Consider the following 15,926-nt stretch of genomic DNA (forward strand, 5'->3'; position numbering starts at 1 on the left):
GTAATCCTTCTCCAACACATTGACCACGGCCTCAAACAACTGCGCCTTCTCGCGGGCTTCCTTGAGCTGAATCTCCAGTTCCTTGATCCGCTGCTCGGGGGTAAGCACTTTGCCTTGACGATCCATGTCCACTCCTCTGACCGTCGGCAGGCTCCAGCCGCTTAGTCCCGGCCGACCATGCTTGCGCAGCCACACCAGCACCGTCGACCGACCTTGGATTCCATAGCGGCGCTGAGCCTCTTTGTACGTCAGCTCGCCTTTTTCCACCTGCTCGACAACGGACAGTTTAAAAGCCAGGCTGTAGTCCCGCTGGGTGCGCTTGATCCTTGATTCCAATTGACTCTCCTTTTTTCTCTCAAAAAGGTGTCAACCAATTCCAGGACCGGTCACGGGCAACAAAAAAGGCCCTGCATGGGCAGGGCCTTTTTCTCGGGATACCGGCTGAATTACTTCAGCTTGGTTTCCTTGTAGTCGACGTGCTTGCGAGCGACCGGATCAAACTTCTTGATCAGCATCTTCTCGGGCATGTTGCGCTTGTTCTTGGTGGTCGTGTAGAAATGACCCGTGCCGGCGGTCGACTCGAGCTTGATCTTTTCGCGGATACCTTTGGCCATGTCGTGCTCCTAGTATGTAGATTGGCGGGGAGGCCGATTAGGCCAGTTCGCCGCGGGCACGCATGTCGGCCAGCACGGCTTCGATGCCGTTCTTGTCGATCGTGCGGATGGCCTTGGCCGAAACACGCAGGCGAACCCAGCGGTTTTCGCTTTCAACCCAGAACCGGCGCGATTGCAGGTTGGGCAGGAAGCGACGCTTGGTCTTGTTGTTCGCGTGCGAAACATTGTTGCCCACCATCGGGCCTTTGCCGGTCACTTGGCATACGCGTGCCATGGATGCACCTCTTTAGTGTCGTTCTTGCCGCGCATCGCTTCGGGGGGGAGACGGGGGTTTAGCCGCCGGGCTGTGAAGATCGCGCTGCGCGCTGTCTTGGCCGGCCACCCAGTCTTAGTGGATGAGGGGGAAAGTGATTTCGCCCCAGTGCTTATACCCGCTGCCTGCCACCCGCTTGCATTCAACAATGCAACAACACGCGGTTGGGGGTCAGAGTGCTGAACTACAAAGCATAGTAGTCCCGCACGGGAAACTTCATGTGAAGACCGCGATTCTAATACGAAAAGGCGACCCAAATCAAGCCGCAGGGCTAGGCCGTGTGCGAACGCGCCACACGGCCCGCCGTCCAGGACAGGCAGGCGCAAGCCGCCAGGGTGGTCGTCAGGGGCAGGGCGCTGTCCGATTGCCAGGCGCTGACCGCGAAACCGGCGAGCGCGCCGCAGGACAGTTGGAGCGTTCCCAGTAACGCGGACGCCGCACCCAGGCGCTTGCCCTGGTCCGACAGCGCCAAGGCCGCGGAGTTGGGATTCACGAACCCCTGGCTTCCCATGTAGCAGACGAGGCACAGCATCAGAAGGGGCAGGGTCAGCAGGCCGGCCAGCGTGAGCGCCACGGCCACCAGGCTGGCGCAGGCCAGCGCCACCAGCGCGCGCTGCTGCAACTGGCGAGGCGTGTGGGTGCGCAGCAGGCGGGCGCTGATCTGCGAACAGATGATGAGCGCCAGCGCGTTGGTGCCGAACAGCAGACCGTAGTACTGGGGCGGCACGCCGTAGAGTTCGATGAAGACGCGGGGCGAACCGATGATGTAGGCGAACATGCCGGCCTGGCCGAAGCCGCCCGCCAGGCTGTGCGACATGAAGCCGCGGTGGGCGAAGAGGCCGCGGTAATTCTGCAGGATGGTGCTCCAGCGCAACGGCACCGCGCGTTCGGGCGCGAGCGACTCCTTCATGATCAGGATGACCGCGGCCATCAGCATCGCGCCGCCCGCCAGCATCACCCAGAAAAGGCTGCGCCAGGAAGTAATGGTCAGCAACTGGCCGCCGATCAGCGGGGCGAGGATCGGCGCGAGGCCCATGATGAGCATCAGCAGCGACATCGCTCGCGCGGCTTCGTGGGTTTCGTAGTGGTCGCGGATGACCGCCCGCGGGATCACGATGCCGGCCGCGCCGCCCATGGCCTGCACGACGCGCCAGCCGGTCAGGGCTTCGACCGAGCCCGACAGCGCGCACCCCAGCGAGGCGATCATGAAGAGCGTCAGGCCCACCAGCAGCGGCGGCTTGCGGCCGTAGCGGTCGGCCATCGGGCCGTAGAACACCTGCGCCAGCGCCAGGCCGATCAGGTACGCCGCCAGCGTGCGTTCGACGTCGCCGCGCGAGACGCCCAGGTTGGCGGCGATGGTCGGAAACGCCGGCAGGTACATATCGATGGCGAACGGGCCGATGGCCGTCAGCGCACCCATGAGAATAAGCCAACCGGGCAGGCTGCTGCGGGATGTTTGTGTTGGGGGCATGTAGATCGCGGTAAGCGCAGGGACAGGGCGCGGATCGTGTTGCCGCGGCCGTAAATACCGCCGCACTGTTCGCGCCAAGCCGGTGACTTTATCATGGGCTGGCTTACAGCAAGATTGCAGGTGTTTTCCGATGGCGTTTCTGGCGTCTTTACGTATCCGGAGGAAAGGCCGTGAGTCCTTTGCTATCTATCGTGGAACGCAAACTCCAGGCGGTGCCTGTCCCGGTCCAACTGGTGCTGCCTGACGGCGCGGTGCTGGGCGCTGCCGATCCCCGCGTCCGGTTCGTGACGCACGACAAGGCCGCGCTGGCCCATCTGGCCGAAGGCGCGGTGGGCGTGCTGGGGCAGGATTACGTGGAAGGCCGCATCGACATCGAGGGCAGCATGCGCGATGTGATGGCGGTGGCCGCGGCGCTGCTGCCGGGATCGCCGATGGAGGCGGCGCGCGGCGGCTGGCTGACCGATCTGGTGCGCAAGGTGATGTCGGTCTGGCGGCACTCGGTCGCGCGCGACGCCAGGCAGATCGAATTCCACTACGACCTGTCCGACGACTTCTACGCGCTGTGGCTGGATCCGCGCCGGGTCTATTCCTGCGCCTACTACCGCGAACCCGGCATGACGCTGGCGCAGGCGCAGCAGGCCAAGCTGGACCACATCTGCCGCAAGCTGCGCCTGCGGGCGGGCGAACGCTTCCTGGACGTCGGGGCGGGGTGGGGCGGGCTGCTGTTGTGGGCTGCCGAACGCTACGGCGTGGACGCCACCGGCATCACGCTGTCGCGCAACCAGCATGCGCACGTGGTCCGGCTGATCCAGGAAAAGGGGCTGGCCGGACGTGTGCGCATGGAACTGCTCGACTACCGCAAGCTGGATGAGGCCCAGCCTTACGACAAGATCGCGTCGGTGGGCATGTTCGAGCACGTGGGGCGCGCGCAACTCGACGGCTACTTCGCCAAGCTGCGGCGCCTGCTCAAGCCGGGCGGTCTGATCATGAACCATGGCATCACCGCCGCGGGCGTCTACAACGCGGAACTGGGCAATGGCATGGGCGAGTTCATCGAGAAATACATCTTCCCCGGGGGCGAACTGACGCACATCAGTGTCGTGATGCAGGCGCTGGCCAATGGCGGCCTGGAAGACTTGGACGTGGAAAACCTGCGCCCGCACTACGCGCGCACCCTGTGGGCGTGGAGCGACGGGCTGGAGGCGCGGCTGCCGGAGGCGGCGCAGATCCTGGGCGCCGGCCAGGGCGAGCGCGCGCTGCGCGCGTACCGGCTGTATCTGGCCGGCTGCGCGATGGCCTTCGAACATGGATGGATCGCGCTGCACCAGGTCCTTGCCCAGCATCCGGCGGCGGGGGGAAGGGCGGACGATCTGGACGAGCCGGCGGGGCCTTCGTATCCGTGGCGGCGGGATTACATGTATGGGGAACCGGCGGCGCGGTGATGTCGCGGTTTGCTTGCTTTGGCTCCATTATCTGTGCGTAAAAATTGCGTTGGTTTGGAGCCAAAGGCGGACTTTTCGGCCGCTCTGGAACCGCCTGAACGTATTAATAGGCACGTATTGTTAACTAAATGTTTCCACGCCAGGGGGGCGAATTTCCCCAGGAGAAACCGCGTGCCTTCCCTGTGAGGGTCCGGGTTATCCCTGACAGAATTTAGGCCGAATGTATCTGTTTCATTCACCGCTGGGGTTGGTCTGCATATCAATTTCGTTTAAGATGCCGCCTTCTTCGTTCAGTTTGTTCTCTTTCTGTGGGTATTCAGGAAATCCTTTCTGATGCTCCCTGTCTTGCAAGACGCCGCGATCCTCGCGGGCCGTCTTGTTGCTAGTGTCGGTTTGTATTGGCGGTTCAGCCCGTCTTCCGCACAACCCCCTTAGCTCCATGGTGCCGCCCAGGGCCTGTTCCTGGCGTGTGTGCCTGAACCTATGGAGGCAAAAGCCAATGCGTTTTACCCCTGTCAAGACCCTGGCCGCCGCGGCCGTCCTGTTTGCATTTGCCGGATCGGCCCAAGCCGCCGATGCCTCGCAATGTGAACTCAAGCGGCCCGTCATGTTTGGCGCCATGAACTGGGAATCCAATCTGGTCCTGGTCGACGTCGAACGTTTCATCATGGAAAAGGGCTACGGTTGCAAGACCGAAACCCTGCCCACCGAGACCCTGCCCGCCCTGGCCGCCCTGGAGCGCGGCGATCTGGACATCAACACCGAGATCTGGCTGAACAGCGTGGCCGATCCCTGGGATCGCGCCCAGAAGACCGGCAAGGTCAAGCGCATCGGCGACCTGTACATGGGCGCCGAAGGCTGGTACATCCCTCGCTACACGGCCGAGCGCCTGCCCGAGCTGAAGTCCGCGGCCGATCTGCCCAAGTTCAAGGACGAATTCAAGGATCCGGAAGAGCCCGGCAAGGGCCGCTTCTACGGTTGCCCGGCAGGCTGGGGTTGCGAAGTCACCAGCAACAACCTGTTCCATGCCCTGAAGCTGGACGACACCTACACGCTGTACTCGCCCGGCACGGGCGCGGCGCAGAAGGCGGCCCTGATGTCGGCCTACAAGCGCAAGCAGAACGTCGTGTTCTATTACTGGTCGCCCACGCCGCTGGTCGGCGCCATGGACCTGGTCAAGCTGGACATGCCGCCCTACGACGCTGAAAAGCACAAGTGCCTGACCTCGCCCAAGTGCGCCAAGCCCGAGCCCAGCGCCTATCCCGACAATCCCGTCTTCACGGCGGTGAACACGAAGTTCTCCCAGGATGCGCCCAAGCTGACCGAGTTCCTGTCCAAGGTCTCGGTGCCGCTGCCGGTCATCAATGAAACCCTGGCCCACATGGAAGAGTCCGGCGATGAATCCAACGCCGTGGCCAAGTGGTTCCTGAAAAACAAACCCGACGTCTGGACCAAGTGGGTCCCCGCCGACGTCGCCGGGCGCGTCCAAAGCGCGCTGTAAAGCACTGTGATCCTGGCTGCGCGCCGCGGTGGCGCGTACCGGCCCCTGGAGGGACCGGACCTCTTTGCCGGGATGGCCGCCGGCCGGGCGCGAGCGCCCGGCCTGGCAAGCGTGCTTGTGCCGCCACCTGCGGTGGCAGTGATCCCGGTGCCGGGCACCGATGTGGGATGGACCCCCGCCCCTGGCGGTCCGTCCCGGTGCCAGGCACCCGTCTCAGTCTCGTTGTTTTCCGCTGCGCCGGCGTGCCCGGTGGCGACACGGGCGGCGAGCGCGCCAGAATGGAGTCAAATGCATGTTTCCTGAAATTATTCCCGCCCGTCAGGTACGAGGGGCGATCGACGGTTTCGTCGATCATCTGGTCACCAACTATGCGGATACGCTGGAGAAACTGTCCCAGCCGGTCCTGCACGCGTTGGTGTGGTTGGAGCAACTGCTGCGCAGTTCGCCCTGGTGGGCGGTCGTCGCGGTCACGGTGGCGATCGCGTATGGCGTGAGCCGCCGCATCGGCCTGAGCCTGGCGATGGGCGCGCTGCTGTGCCTGATCGGCGTGCTGGGCCTGTGGGACGCCGGCATGCAGACGCTGGCGCTGATGATCATGGCGGCCGGCCTGTCGGTGCTGATCGGCATCCCGCTCGGTGTGCTGATGGCGCGCGTGAACTGGCTGCGCTCGATCATGCTGCCGGTGCTGGACGTGATGCAGACCATGCCCAGCTTCGTCTACCTGATTCCCGTCGTCATGCTGTTCGGCCTGGGCAAGATCCCCGCCATCATCGCGACGGTCATCTATGCCGTGCCGCCGCTGATCCGGCTGACCGACCTGGGCATCCGCCTGGTCGACCGTGAAGTGCTGGAGGCGTCGCGCGCCTTTGGCGCCAATCCGCGCCAGCAGCTCTTCGGCGTGCAGCTTCCCCTGGCGCTGCCCAACATCATGGCTGGCATCAACCAGACCACGATGATGGCGCTGTCGATGGTGGTCATCGCGTCGATGATCGGCGCGCGCGGGCTGGGCTATGAAGTCCTGCTGGGCATCAACCGCCTGGAAGTGGGCCGGGGCCTGTTGGCCGGCCTGGGTATCGTGGTGTTGGCCGTGCTGTTCGACCGGATCACGCAATCGTATGGACAGCGCATGCGCATGGGAGGCCAGCGATGAGCAAGATCGAAGTCAAGAACATCTACAAGATCTTCGGATCGCATCCGAAGAAGTGGCTGCAGGCCGCGCAGGGCGGCATGAGCAAGGAACAGCTGCTGGCCGAAAGCGGCCACACGCTGGGCCTGCGCGACATCAGCCTGTCCATCGAAGAGGGCAGCATCTACGTCATCATGGGCCTGTCCGGGTCGGGCAAGTCCACGCTGATCCGCCATTTCAATCGCCTGATCGAGCCCAGCGCGGGCCACATCCTGGTTGACGGCGTGGACGTGGTCAGCCTGAACAAGCGCGACCTCGAAGTCTTCCGTCAAAAGAAGATGAGCATGGTGTTCCAGCGCTTCGGGCTGTTCCCGCACCGCACCGTGCTGGACAACGCCGCCTACGGCCTGACCGTGCAAGGCGTGGGCAAGGCCGAGCGCGAGAAGCGCGCCCGCGAATGGCTGGAGCAGGTGGGCCTGTCGGGGTTCGAGAACCAGTACCCGCATCAGCTTTCGGGCGGCATGCAGCAGCGCGTCGGCCTGGCGCGCGCCCTGGCGACCGATGCCGAAATCCTGCTGATGGACGAGGCATTCTCCGCCCTGGACCCGCTGATCCGCCGCGAAATGCAGGACCAGCTCCTGCAGCTTCAGGCCAAGCTCAACAAGACCATCGTCTTCATTACGCACGATCTGGACGAAGCGCTGCGCCTGGGTAACCGCATCGCCATCCTGAAGGACGGCGAACTGGTGCAGGAGGGCACGCCCGAGGACATCCTGCTGAATCCGGCCAACGATTACGTGCAGTCGTTCCTGCAGGACGTGAACCGCACCAAGGTGCTCAACGCCACGCACGCCGTGAACCCGGCGCGCCTGACGCTGACGATGCGCTCGCGCCCCGCGCACGCCGTGGACCGCATGAACGCGCTGAACTATGAGTACGCGCCGGTGCTGGACGGCAAGCGGCTGGCGGGTGTGTTGACCGCCAAGGCGGCCGCGACGGCGATGCAGGAAGGCGCGCGCGACGTGTCCCGCTTCGTCGAGGACCTGGCCTCGGTACCCGCCACTGCGGGCCTGGGCGAAGTGCTGGCCCAACTGGTCCACAGCGACCAACCGGTCGCCGTGACGGGCGAGGACGACGAGTTCCTGGGCATGCTGTCGCGCAAGAAGGTCGTGGAGCTGGTGACGCCGGCCCTGACCGAAACGCCGGCCCAGGTGGAAACGCCGGCCGTGGCCGACGCGACCCCGCCGCAGGCGGACGCCGAGACCGAGCGCCACGACAAAGCGGCCTGATCGCGGCCTTTCCCGCCAGCCTGACTGCGGCCACATACTGCGCCCGCGTGCATGCCCTTGCACGCGGGCGCAGTCACGATATGATGGCTGGCCGGCCGGCTCGGCCGGTTTTCCTTTTATCGAAACATCGGAAACCGCCATGCCCATTTTGAACATCCAGATCATGCAAGGCCACACGGCCGCCCAGAAAGCCACGCTGCTGAAGGCGGCGTCCAACGCGGTGGTCGAAAGCATCGCGGCGCCCTTGCCCAGCGTGCGCATCGTGCTGCACGAAGTGCCGGCGGAACACGTGATCGTCGCGGGCGAGATAGGCAAGCGCATGGCGCGCGTGGACGTGGACCTCATCGAAGGCCGCGACGAGGCCAAGAAGGCCGCTCTGATCGCCGCGCTGAACCAGGCCGTGTGCGCCAGCATCGACATCTCCGGCGAAGACGTCCGCGTGCTGCTGCGCGACGTGCCCAAGACCGACATGGGCGTGGCCAATGGGCTGAGCGCGAAGGCGGCGGGACGGTAGCCGCATTCCCGTTCCCGTTCCCGTTCCCGTCCGGGGGCGGGGGCTATCGGGGATAGCGGCGATTTCAGACGCCGCTGATATCCCGCGCCGGACCCGCGCGTGACCATAACGTGGGTGGCTGTTTCGAGCCGCCAACTGGACACGCGAGGTGGGTCCCTGCATGGCAACGCTGATTCGTAACGACCGTTCTTCGCTTCCCCCTGAAATCGCCTTGGTTCAGGGCAACGCGCTGCTTCTCAAAGTGCTGGGGTTGGGGCCGAACAAGAAGCACCTTGTGTTCAAGGGAAACCCGCCTTCCTTGCTTCGCGTCGAGGCAATCAACCCGGATGACAGGAACAGAGAGCAGTCGATCAGGCTGGTCTCGCTTGCCACGCATTCGCAGTGGGAGAGCGTGGTGGAAGTGGTCGCGTACGTCAACGAACAGCCCTTGAGCAGGATTGATGCCGGCACGCGGCGGCTCAGGGTCAGGATCGTGCCGGAACTGCGGTTGCCGAATGAAGGCACTGAAGCCGGATTGCTGGCAAGGCTGCTGATCGCGGAAGCCGCGGGTCCCGAAGATGAATACTACGCCGGCGAGGCGGACGCGCTGGAGAGCATGAGATGGATCAAGCGCGTCTTGCAGAATCGGCTGCGTGCAGGCGCTCAGCATTTTTCATTGAGGCCCGCTTCCGTGGATCCCAAGGCGATCCAGAATCTTGCCGACGTGGTCAGGATACCGGGGCAGGTCGCTGATTTCGATACCTACCCGTTGCTGCCGTCCACGTTGAAGCGGCGGATCGATGAAGCCGTGAGCGTCGCCAATGACGCCTCCGATGCCCGCTATCAACGCTATCGGCGGTTTGTTAGCGCCGCGATTGACGTCGCGCAAAGCACTGAGGCTGTCGCCGATCCGTGCACCACTGGCTTGTACGCTTGGCGAACAGCTTTGTCGGGCAGCCCAGGACCCAACTTCGTCTTTTTTCGAACAAAAGGCGGCCAGGACTTCTACACCTTGACGCCGGCCTACCGAGCCAACGTCCTCAAGATCCGTTGAATGAGCCTCTCCATGAAGACACTGCTAGCAATGCTGGTGTTGGCGTGCCCTACGCTGGCCGCCGCGGGCGATTTGCCCGACGCGCCTTTCCGCATCACGCCGGACGAACGGTTTACCGTCTCGGCCAGCCCCTACTACCAGCAACCCGAAAAGGCCATCGCAAACCGGTTGGCATACCTGAATAAAAACGGACAGACGAATCATTTCTGCCTGGTGGGATACCGATGGAAGGCCGGCGGCTCGCAAGTCTGGCTGTTTTGGGGCGAAGACGACAGCCTGATTCAGTGGCATGGCAACCGGGATAAAAGCATCCGCGAATCAAGCCTCATGAACGACCGCGACGGCGTGAAGTGGGGCAGGGATACCTTCGAAGAAGGCGACCGGGCTGCCATGTTCCCACGCACCTTGAGCACCCGGGCGTGGAAACAGCTGGCAGCCGACTGTGAGGAGCATGGCGAAAAGTTCGTCTTCAAACCCTTCGTCCCCCCGCGCTAGTTAATCCAGCTTCACATTCGCCGCCTTCACCACCTCTCCCCACCGCGCGATCTCGCTCTTGATGTAGGCGCCATATTCCTGCGGTGTCGATCCCAGCGCCTGCGCGCCCTGCACCTTGAGCTGCTTCTGCATTTCCGGCGACTTCAGCGCGCGCAGGATCTCGGCGTTCAGCTTGTCGATGACGGGCGCGGGCGTGCCGCTCGGGACGACGACGCCTTGCCAGGCGCCCATGCCAAAGCCCGGCGCCACCGTTTCGGCCACCGTCGGCACATCCGGCAACTGTTCGCTGCGCGACGCGCTGGTGACCGCCAGCGCGCGCAGCTTGCCTTCGCGGATGAAGCCCAGCGAATCGTTGAGCGTGTTGGTCATCACCTGGACCTGGCCGCCGACCAGGTCCGTCATGGCGGGGGCGCTGCCGCGGTAGGGGACGTGGACGGCGTCGATGTCCAGCGACCGCAGGAGCAGCAGCGCGCCCAGGTGCGTGACGTTGCCCGCGCCGGCCGAGCCGTACGACAGCTTGCCGGGGTGCTTGCGCGCATAGTCGACGAAGGCCGACGCGGTGTCGGCGGGCACGGATGGGTGCACCAGCAGGACCAGCGGAATGACGGCCGTGGTCGAGACCGGCGCGAAGTCCTTGACCGGATCGAAGGGCAGCGAGCGGTAGAGGTTGGGGCTGAGGGCGATGGACGAGGTGTTGTACAGCACCGTGTAGCCGTCGGGCTTGGCGGCGGCCGCGTACTGCATGCCGATGTTGCCGTTGGCGCCGCCCTTGTTCTCCACCACCACCGTCTGGCCGAGCTGTTCGGTGAGCTGCTTGGCCAGCACGCGCGCCACCAGGTCGGTCGGCCCGCCGGGCGGGAAGGGCACCACCATCGTGACGGGGCGGTCGGGCCAGGCGGCTTGCGCGCTCGCGGCGCCTCCCAGCGCCAGGATGGCCAGCGTGGCGGCCAGCATTGTTTTTTTCATGGTTTGTCTCCTTGTGCTGTTATGGGTACTGCGGATGACGCCCGGGCGGCCGTGTCCTCTACGGGACACTGCGCCGTCCGGCGCGGACTCAGTCGGGCCTGCCAGCCAGCATGCGCACGGCCGTGTAGGCCATCACCGGCTTGCCGTGCTGGTTGCGCACCTCGATGGCGGAGGTGACGACCGCGCGGTTGTGCTGCGAGGTGGGACGCACGCCCGTGACTTCGATCTCGGCCCAGACGGTGTCGCCGGCCACCACGGGCGCGAGCATCTTCTTGTGGACTTCCAGCAGCGCCAGCCCCGTGCCCTGCACCATGCCCTGCATGATGAGGCCCTCGATCAGCCCATATGTCAGCGCGCCCGGCGCGGGGCGGCCCTGGATCGCGCCGTGTGCGTAGGTGGCGTCGATGAAGATGGTTTCCAGCATGCCGGTGACGCTGATGAAATTCACGATGTCGGTCTCGGTGACCGTGCGGCGAAACGTCTGGAAGCGCTGGCCGACGACGAGGGCCTGCCAGTAATAGCCCTGGCCGAGTTGGGCGACGGGGGCGGAAGTGCGGTCTTGGGTCATGCGGGGTCCTTGGCGTTTTCAGGAAGGGGATCGCTCGCGTCGCGGGCCGCGCCGGTATCGAGCAGCGCCGCGATGTCGGCGGGCGGCAGGCCCGCCTGGCGCAGCACCTCGCGCGTGTGCTCGCCCAGCCGCGGGGGCATGGCGGGCGGCACCTCGGATTGCGCCAGGCGCACGGGGTTGCGCGCGAAGCGATAGCGGCTGCCGGCGGCGCTTTGCAGCGGCACGAAGAAGCCGACGCTCTGCAGATGCGGGTCGGTTTCCAGGTCCTCCAGCCGGTTCACGGGGGCGGCGGGAATTTCCAGGCGTTCGCACAGGGCCAGCCAGTAGGCCGTGTCGTGCGCGGCGACGATGCCGGCCTGCAGCTCGTAGAGCGTCTCGATGTGCCGGGTGCGGGCCGAGATGTCGGCAAAGCGCGGATCGTCGGCCTGGTCGGGCCGGCCGGCGGCGATGAAGAAGTCGCGCCAGTGCGCGTCGGTGTAGGGCATCAGGCAGACGTGGCCGTCGGCGGTCTGGCAGGGCCGGCGCCAGGGCGTCAGCACGCGGGGATAGCCGGGTGCGCCGGGCTCGTCCGCCAGGTGCCGGCCGTAGTAATGCTCCACCAGCGCAAATGACGCCATGCTTTCGAACATGGGCACTTCCACCTCCTGGCCGAGGCCCGTGCGCTCCCGCTGGAACAGCGCGGCCAGGATGGCGTGCGCGGCGACGAGGCCGCAGGTCTTGTCGGCGGCGACGGTGGGCAGGTAGCGCGGGGCGCCGGTCTGGCGGCCCACCAGGTCGGCCAGGCCGGACAGGCCCTGGATGATGTCGTCGTACGCCGGGCGCCCGTCGTAGGCGCCGCCCGCGCCGAAGCCGTACAGGCCCGCGTAGACCAAGCGGGGGTTGCGGGCGCACAGCGTGGCGGGGTCCAGGCCCAGCGCGGCCATCTTGGCGGGGCGCATGCTGTGCATCAGCACGTCGGCCTGGTCCACCATCGTCAGCAGCGCCTGGCGCGCGGCCGGCTGTTTCAGGTCCAGCACGATGCTGCGCTTGTTGCGGTTCAGGCCCAGGAAGATCGCGGACAGGCCGGCCTCCTGCGACGGGCCGGTGCGCCGGGTGGAGTCGCCGCCGGGCGCTTCCACCTTGATCACGTCCGCGCCATAGTCGGCCAGGATCTGCGACGCGTAGGGGCCGAACACGACGGAGGTCAGGTCCAGGATGCGCACGCCGTCCAGCGCGGCGGCGCGGGGAGAGGGAGAGGTTGTCATGGGGGCCATGCTATCGGCGCCGCTCATACGCGTCTAATATGGCTTCGGTATTACTTGATACGGAATCTGTTATGGCTATAGATTTGCGCCAGCTTCGGCAATTCGTGACGATTGCCGAACTGGGAAGTTACCGGCGCGCGGCCGACGCGCTGCACATCGCGCAGCCCGCGCTATCGGTGTCCATCCAGAAACTGGAACATGCGGTGGGCGTGCCGTTGCTGGTGCGAGGCGCCAAGGGCGTGACCACCACGCCTGCCGGAGACGCGTTGATGGCCGACGCGCGGCGCGCGCTGTTCCACACCGAGCAGGCCCGGCAGGCCGCCCGCCGCGTGGCGCTGGGCGAATGGGGCACGCTGCGCCTGGGCTTCGTCGGCTCGGCCACCTACATGCTGCTGCCGCGCTGCCTGCCCGTGTTTCGCGCGCAGTACCCGGACGTGCAACTGGACCTGCGCGAGGACAGCACGGTGGGGCTGGTGGCGATGCTGCGCGCCAACGATATCGACGCGGGCCTGGTGCGCGGGCCGCTGGCCGAAGACAGCGAGCTGGATTCCTGGGTGGTGGAGCGCGACGATCTCATCCTTGCCGTGCCCGCCGGGCATCCGCTTGCCGCCGCCGGCCCCGTTGCGCTGGCGCGCATGCGGTCCGAGAACTTCGTGCTGTATTCGCCGGCCAAGGTGCCCGGCCTGAACGGGGTGACGCTGGCGCTGTGCCACAAGGCGGGCTTTTCGCCGCGCATCAGCCAGGAAGCCATCCAGGTGCAGACGCTGGTCAGCCTGGTCGCCAGCGGCATGGGCGTCGCGCTGGTGCCGGGCGTGACGCGCGCGTACTCCACGCCGCACGTGGCCTTCGTGTCCCTGACCGATGCGGATGCGCACGGCGCGCTGTCCCTGTCGCTGGTGACGCATCGCGACACGTCGTGTGCGTCGGTGCTGCGGCTGCGCGACAGCATGCTGGCGCCGGAGGCGGGCTGAACGGTCGCCCGGCCGGGGGCATGAGGCGCGCGGCCGGGCGCGGCCGCTACTGCGTCTTCAAGCCCAGTTCGGCCACGAACTGCTTTTCCTGCGCCACCTGCCGGATGGCGTAGTCCGTATAGGCGGCCGAGTCCATCAGCATGTGCGGCTGGTCGGCGCTTTCCAGCGCGCGGTTGTATTCCGCGTCGCGCGAGGCGCGATGGAATGCCTGCTGCAGCACGGCGACGATGGCCGGGTCCATGCCCTTGGGTCCGGCGATGCCGACGGGGTTGGAGGCGACGATGGGATAGCCCAGCTCGGTGAGCGTGGGCACGTCGGGCAAGCGCCGGGCGCGCGCGTCGCCCATCACTGCCAGCAGCCGCGCCTTGCCGGTGTCGATCATCGGACCCCAGCCCGCATCCGACACCATCTGGATATGTCCGCCCAGCAGCGCGGTGGTTTCTTCAGCCGCGCCCTTGTAGGGGATGAAGTTGAACCTGACGCCGGTGAGCCGGGACAGGCGTTCGATGGCGATGCGCCCGGAGCCGCCCGTGCCGGTCGCGCCATAGCTGATCCTGTCGGGGTTGGCCCGCGCATCGGCGATGAGGTCGTCCAGCGTCTTCCACGGCGCGTCCTGCCGCACGACGATGCCGTAGGAGTAGGCCGTCATGCAGGCGACGTAGGTGAAGTCCTTGAGCGGGTCGTAGTTGACCGCTTGCAGGAAGGGATAGCGAAACAAGGTGCCCACCACCACCGACACCGTATAGCCGTCGGGCGCCGCCGTTTGCGCCATGGCGGCGGGTCCCAGCGTGCCGCCCGCTCCGGGCCGGTTGGCGATGACGACCGGCTGGCCGAGTTCGCGCGAGGCCGCCACCGCCAGGGCGCGCATCTGCGTGTCGGTGGCGCCGCCCGCGGGAAAGGGCACGATCAGCGTGATGGGCCGCGCGGGGAACGCGGCGGCGCGCGCGGGCGCGCAAAGGCCAAGCGCCGCGGGCAAGGCCAGCCCCAGCTTGAGCAGGCTGCGGCGTCTGGGCGAAGCGGTGCTGCAAATGGGATGCGTCATGGTGGTCTCCGTCCTGGTTGTTATGGGCACAGCAGACAGCAGGTTTCCGGCGGCGTCAGGCGCGCCGGGAAAGGCAACGCCTAGCGCGCGATGCCGCGCGCGCGCAGGCTGGCGATGGCGGCGTCGTCGTAGCCGGCTTCGCGCAGGATCTGGTCGGTATGTTCGCCGGGCAGGGGCGCCTGCCGATGGATGGCGAACTGAAAGCCGGACATTTTCACGGGGCTGGCGATCTGCGCGCCGCTGCCGTAGGCGTCGTGCCGGACCTGCCGCACCATGCCGCGCGCGACGAATTGCGGGTGCGCCAGGCTTTCGGCCAGCGTCAGCACCGGGGACACGCAGCAATCCGCGCCGTCCAGCAAGGCTAGCCAATGCGCCCGCGGCTTCGAGCCGAACAGGCGTTCAAGTTCTGCGCGCACATGGGCCTGTTGCGCCGCATCGGCATCGCGGTGCAGGGGAATCAGGTCCGTGCGGTCCAGGCGCTGGCACAGCGCCGTCCAGAATTTGGGTTCCAGCGCCGCCACCGCCAGATGGCGGCCGTCCTGCGCGCGGTATTGGCCGTAGCAGGCCAGTGCGCCAGAGAGCGTGTCGCCGCCGGCGGGCCGGGTGGCGCCGTGGGCGTTGAGGGTGGCCAGCGGCACCGCCGCGCTGGCCAGCAGGCCGTCCGCGATGGCGATGTCTAGACAGCGGCCGCGGCCGGTGCGCCGCGCGTCGAGCAGGGCAGCCAGGATGCCCATCGCCGCCGTGAGCGAGCCGCCCAGGATATCGGCCACGGGCACGTTGGACAGCGCGGGTTCGTCCGGGCCGCAGCCCATCTGGTCCGCCACGCCGGCATAGGCCGAATAATTCAGGTCGTGGCCGGCGGCGTGACGCAAGGGACCCGTCTGGCCGTAGCCGGTGATGCTGCAGTACACCAGCCGGGGATTGTGGCCGGCCAGGGTGGGATAGTCGGCCTTCAGGCGGGCCGCCACGCCGGGCCGGAAGCTCTCGATCACGACGTCCGCCTCGCGCGCCAGCGCCGCCAGCGCGGCCTGGCCGTCGGGGTGCTTCAGGTCCAGCCGCAGGCCGCGCTTGTTGCGGTTGCACACCGCGCGCAGCGACGGCGGCGCATAGTCGCCGGCCTGCGTGTCTTCGATCTTGATCACGTCCGCGCCCAGGTCCGCCAGGTACTGCGCGCCCAGCGGGCCGGGCAGCAATCGCGACAAGTCCAGGATCCTGATGTCCGCGAGCGGGGCGGTGTTCGGCGTATCCAAAGAGGGACTCCGGTAAATACGAAGAGGCGGCCGGGAATCGGCTCAAGCCAGTCTAGGCGCGGCTTTGCGGCGGTCCAATGGCGAAAT

Annotated in this window: 17 protein-coding genes; 8 read left to right on the plus strand and 9 right to left on the minus strand. The window is 66.4% G+C overall.

The features are described 5' to 3' along the window. From BMW75_RS29805 to BMW75_RS26910, 4 genes are all read right to left on the minus strand, one after another. A partial coding sequence (locus tag BMW75_RS29805; protein ID WP_371467764.1) for a helix-turn-helix domain-containing protein occupies positions 1-336 on the minus strand: 336 nt, incomplete at its 3' end. Between the two features lie 110 nt (positions 337-446). Beyond that, positions 447-614 carry a 50S ribosomal protein L33 gene (rpmG, locus tag BMW75_RS26900; RefSeq protein ID WP_003810296.1) on the minus strand — a complete coding sequence of 56 codons (168 nt, stop codon included), beginning with the start codon at positions 612-614 and terminating at the stop codon, positions 447-449. 37 nt (positions 615-651) lie between these two features. Further along, a complete protein-coding gene (gene rpmB, locus BMW75_RS26905) occupies positions 652-888 on the minus strand; it encodes a 50S ribosomal protein L28 (RefSeq protein ID WP_076515521.1) in 237 nt (78 codons plus the stop codon). Between the two features lie 310 nt (positions 889-1,198). Then, on the minus strand, positions 1,199-2,398 hold the full coding sequence (locus tag BMW75_RS26910) for a Bcr/CflA family multidrug efflux MFS transporter (RefSeq protein WP_092582590.1): 1,200 nt from the start codon (positions 2,396-2,398) through the stop codon (positions 1,199-1,201). Positions 2,399-2,568: 170 nt separating this feature from the next. Between BMW75_RS26910 and BMW75_RS26915 the strand changes: the two genes are divergently transcribed. From BMW75_RS26915 to BMW75_RS26945, 7 genes are all read left to right on the plus strand, one after another. After that, a complete protein-coding gene (locus tag BMW75_RS26915; protein ID WP_092582591.1) occupies positions 2,569-3,840 on the plus strand; it encodes a class I SAM-dependent methyltransferase in 1,272 nt (423 codons plus the stop codon). A 499-nt stretch (positions 3,841-4,339) separates the two neighbouring features. Next, the gene (locus tag BMW75_RS26920; RefSeq protein ID WP_092582592.1) at positions 4,340-5,341 is read left to right on the plus strand and encodes an ABC transporter substrate-binding protein; all 1,002 of its coding nucleotides are present in this window, start codon (positions 4,340-4,342) and stop codon (positions 5,339-5,341) included. A 292-nt stretch (positions 5,342-5,633) separates the two neighbouring features. After that, positions 5,634-6,491, plus strand: a complete 858-nt coding sequence (locus BMW75_RS26925; protein ID WP_092582593.1) for an ABC transporter permease — start codon at positions 5,634-5,636, stop codon at positions 6,489-6,491. Further along, positions 6,488-7,756 carry a quaternary amine ABC transporter ATP-binding protein gene (locus BMW75_RS26930; RefSeq protein ID WP_092582594.1) on the plus strand — a complete coding sequence of 423 codons (1,269 nt, stop codon included), beginning with the start codon at positions 6,488-6,490 and terminating at the stop codon, positions 7,754-7,756. The genes BMW75_RS26925 and BMW75_RS26930 overlap by 4 nt, the downstream gene beginning before the upstream one ends. A gap of 139 nt (positions 7,757-7,895) precedes the next feature. Then, positions 7,896-8,270 (plus strand): tautomerase family protein, encoded by a 375-nt coding sequence (locus tag BMW75_RS26935; protein ID WP_076515509.1) that lies wholly within the window; start codon positions 7,896-7,898, stop codon positions 8,268-8,270. A gap of 160 nt (positions 8,271-8,430) precedes the next feature. Then, positions 8,431-9,303: a hypothetical protein gene (locus tag BMW75_RS26940; RefSeq protein ID WP_139208604.1), complete on the plus strand. Its 873-nt coding sequence runs from the start codon at positions 8,431-8,433 to the stop codon at positions 9,301-9,303. Between the two features lie 12 nt (positions 9,304-9,315). Continuing rightward, a complete protein-coding gene (locus BMW75_RS26945) occupies positions 9,316-9,798 on the plus strand; it encodes a hypothetical protein (RefSeq protein ID WP_254792135.1) in 483 nt (160 codons plus the stop codon). Here BMW75_RS26945 and BMW75_RS26950 read toward each other — a convergent pair whose 3' ends face one another. The 3 genes from BMW75_RS26950 to BMW75_RS26960 form a co-directional block, all read right to left on the minus strand. After that, positions 9,799-10,764 carry a Bug family tripartite tricarboxylate transporter substrate binding protein gene (locus BMW75_RS26950; RefSeq protein ID WP_092582597.1) on the minus strand — a complete coding sequence of 322 codons (966 nt, stop codon included), beginning with the start codon at positions 10,762-10,764 and terminating at the stop codon, positions 9,799-9,801. An 88-nt stretch (positions 10,765-10,852) separates the two neighbouring features. Beyond that, complete coding sequence (locus BMW75_RS26955) at positions 10,853-11,332, minus strand: MaoC family dehydratase (protein WP_092582598.1); 480 nt, start codon at positions 11,330-11,332, stop codon at positions 10,853-10,855. Next, positions 11,329-12,576 (minus strand): CaiB/BaiF CoA transferase family protein, encoded by a 1,248-nt coding sequence (locus BMW75_RS26960; RefSeq protein ID WP_092582652.1) that lies wholly within the window; start codon positions 12,574-12,576, stop codon positions 11,329-11,331. The genes BMW75_RS26955 and BMW75_RS26960 overlap by 4 nt, the downstream gene beginning before the upstream one ends. A 71-nt stretch (positions 12,577-12,647) precedes the next feature. Between BMW75_RS26960 and BMW75_RS26965 the strand changes: the two genes are divergently transcribed. Further along, the gene (locus BMW75_RS26965) at positions 12,648-13,547 is read left to right on the plus strand and encodes a LysR family transcriptional regulator (protein ID WP_231952184.1); all 900 of its coding nucleotides are present in this window, start codon (positions 12,648-12,650) and stop codon (positions 13,545-13,547) included. 46 nt (positions 13,548-13,593) lie between these two features. Here the strand turns inward: BMW75_RS26965 and BMW75_RS26970 are convergent, their stop codons facing one another. Both BMW75_RS26970 and BMW75_RS26975 read right to left on the minus strand, forming a co-directional pair. Beyond that, positions 13,594-14,589 carry a tripartite tricarboxylate transporter substrate binding protein gene (locus tag BMW75_RS26970; RefSeq protein ID WP_092582599.1) on the minus strand — a complete coding sequence of 332 codons (996 nt, stop codon included), beginning with the start codon at positions 14,587-14,589 and terminating at the stop codon, positions 13,594-13,596. Between the two features lie 80 nt (positions 14,590-14,669). Further along, positions 14,670-15,839, minus strand: coding sequence for a CaiB/BaiF CoA transferase family protein (locus tag BMW75_RS26975; RefSeq protein WP_092582600.1), 1,170 nt, complete (start codon positions 15,837-15,839; stop codon positions 14,670-14,672). Between the last annotated feature and the right edge of the window lie 87 nt (positions 15,840-15,926).

This window comes from Achromobacter sp. NFACC18-2, from assembly GCF_900108985.1.
Taxonomy (GTDB): domain Bacteria; phylum Pseudomonadota; class Gammaproteobacteria; order Burkholderiales; family Burkholderiaceae_B; genus Achromobacter.

Excerpts from the sequence above, each read along its gene's own strand:
- rpmG (WP_003810296.1), bottom strand. The coding sequence starts at position 614 with ATGGCCAAAGGTATCCGCGAAAAGATCAAGCTCGAGTCGACCGCCGGC.
- rpmB (WP_076515521.1), bottom strand. The coding sequence starts at position 888 with ATGGCACGCGTATGCCAAGTGACCGGCAAAGGCCCGATGGTGGGCAAC.
- BMW75_RS26910 (WP_092582590.1), bottom strand. The coding sequence starts at position 2,398 with ATGCCCCCAACACAAACATCCCGCAGCAGCCTGCCCGGTTGGCTTATT.
- BMW75_RS26920 (WP_092582592.1), top strand. The coding sequence starts at position 4,340 with ATGCGTTTTACCCCTGTCAAGACCCTGGCCGCCGCGGCCGTCCTGTTT.
- BMW75_RS26925 (WP_092582593.1), top strand. The coding sequence starts at position 5,634 with ATGTTTCCTGAAATTATTCCCGCCCGTCAGGTACGAGGGGCGATCGAC.
- BMW75_RS26930 (WP_092582594.1), top strand. The coding sequence starts at position 6,488 with ATGAGCAAGATCGAAGTCAAGAACATCTACAAGATCTTCGGATCGCAT.
- BMW75_RS26935 (WP_076515509.1), top strand. The coding sequence starts at position 7,896 with ATGCCCATTTTGAACATCCAGATCATGCAAGGCCACACGGCCGCCCAG.
- BMW75_RS26940 (WP_139208604.1), top strand. The coding sequence starts at position 8,431 with ATGGCAACGCTGATTCGTAACGACCGTTCTTCGCTTCCCCCTGAAATC.
- BMW75_RS26945 (WP_254792135.1), top strand. The coding sequence starts at position 9,316 with ATGAAGACACTGCTAGCAATGCTGGTGTTGGCGTGCCCTACGCTGGCC.
- BMW75_RS26950 (WP_092582597.1), bottom strand. The coding sequence starts at position 10,764 with ATGAAAAAAACAATGCTGGCCGCCACGCTGGCCATCCTGGCGCTGGGA.
- BMW75_RS26955 (WP_092582598.1), bottom strand. The coding sequence starts at position 11,332 with ATGACCCAAGACCGCACTTCCGCCCCCGTCGCCCAACTCGGCCAGGGC.
- BMW75_RS26960 (WP_092582652.1), bottom strand. The coding sequence starts at position 12,576 with ATGACAACCTCTCCCTCTCCCCGCGCCGCCGCGCTGGACGGCGTGCGC.
- BMW75_RS26965 (WP_231952184.1), top strand. The coding sequence starts at position 12,648 with ATGGCTATAGATTTGCGCCAGCTTCGGCAATTCGTGACGATTGCCGAA.
- BMW75_RS26970 (WP_092582599.1), bottom strand. The coding sequence starts at position 14,589 with ATGACGCATCCCATTTGCAGCACCGCTTCGCCCAGACGCCGCAGCCTG.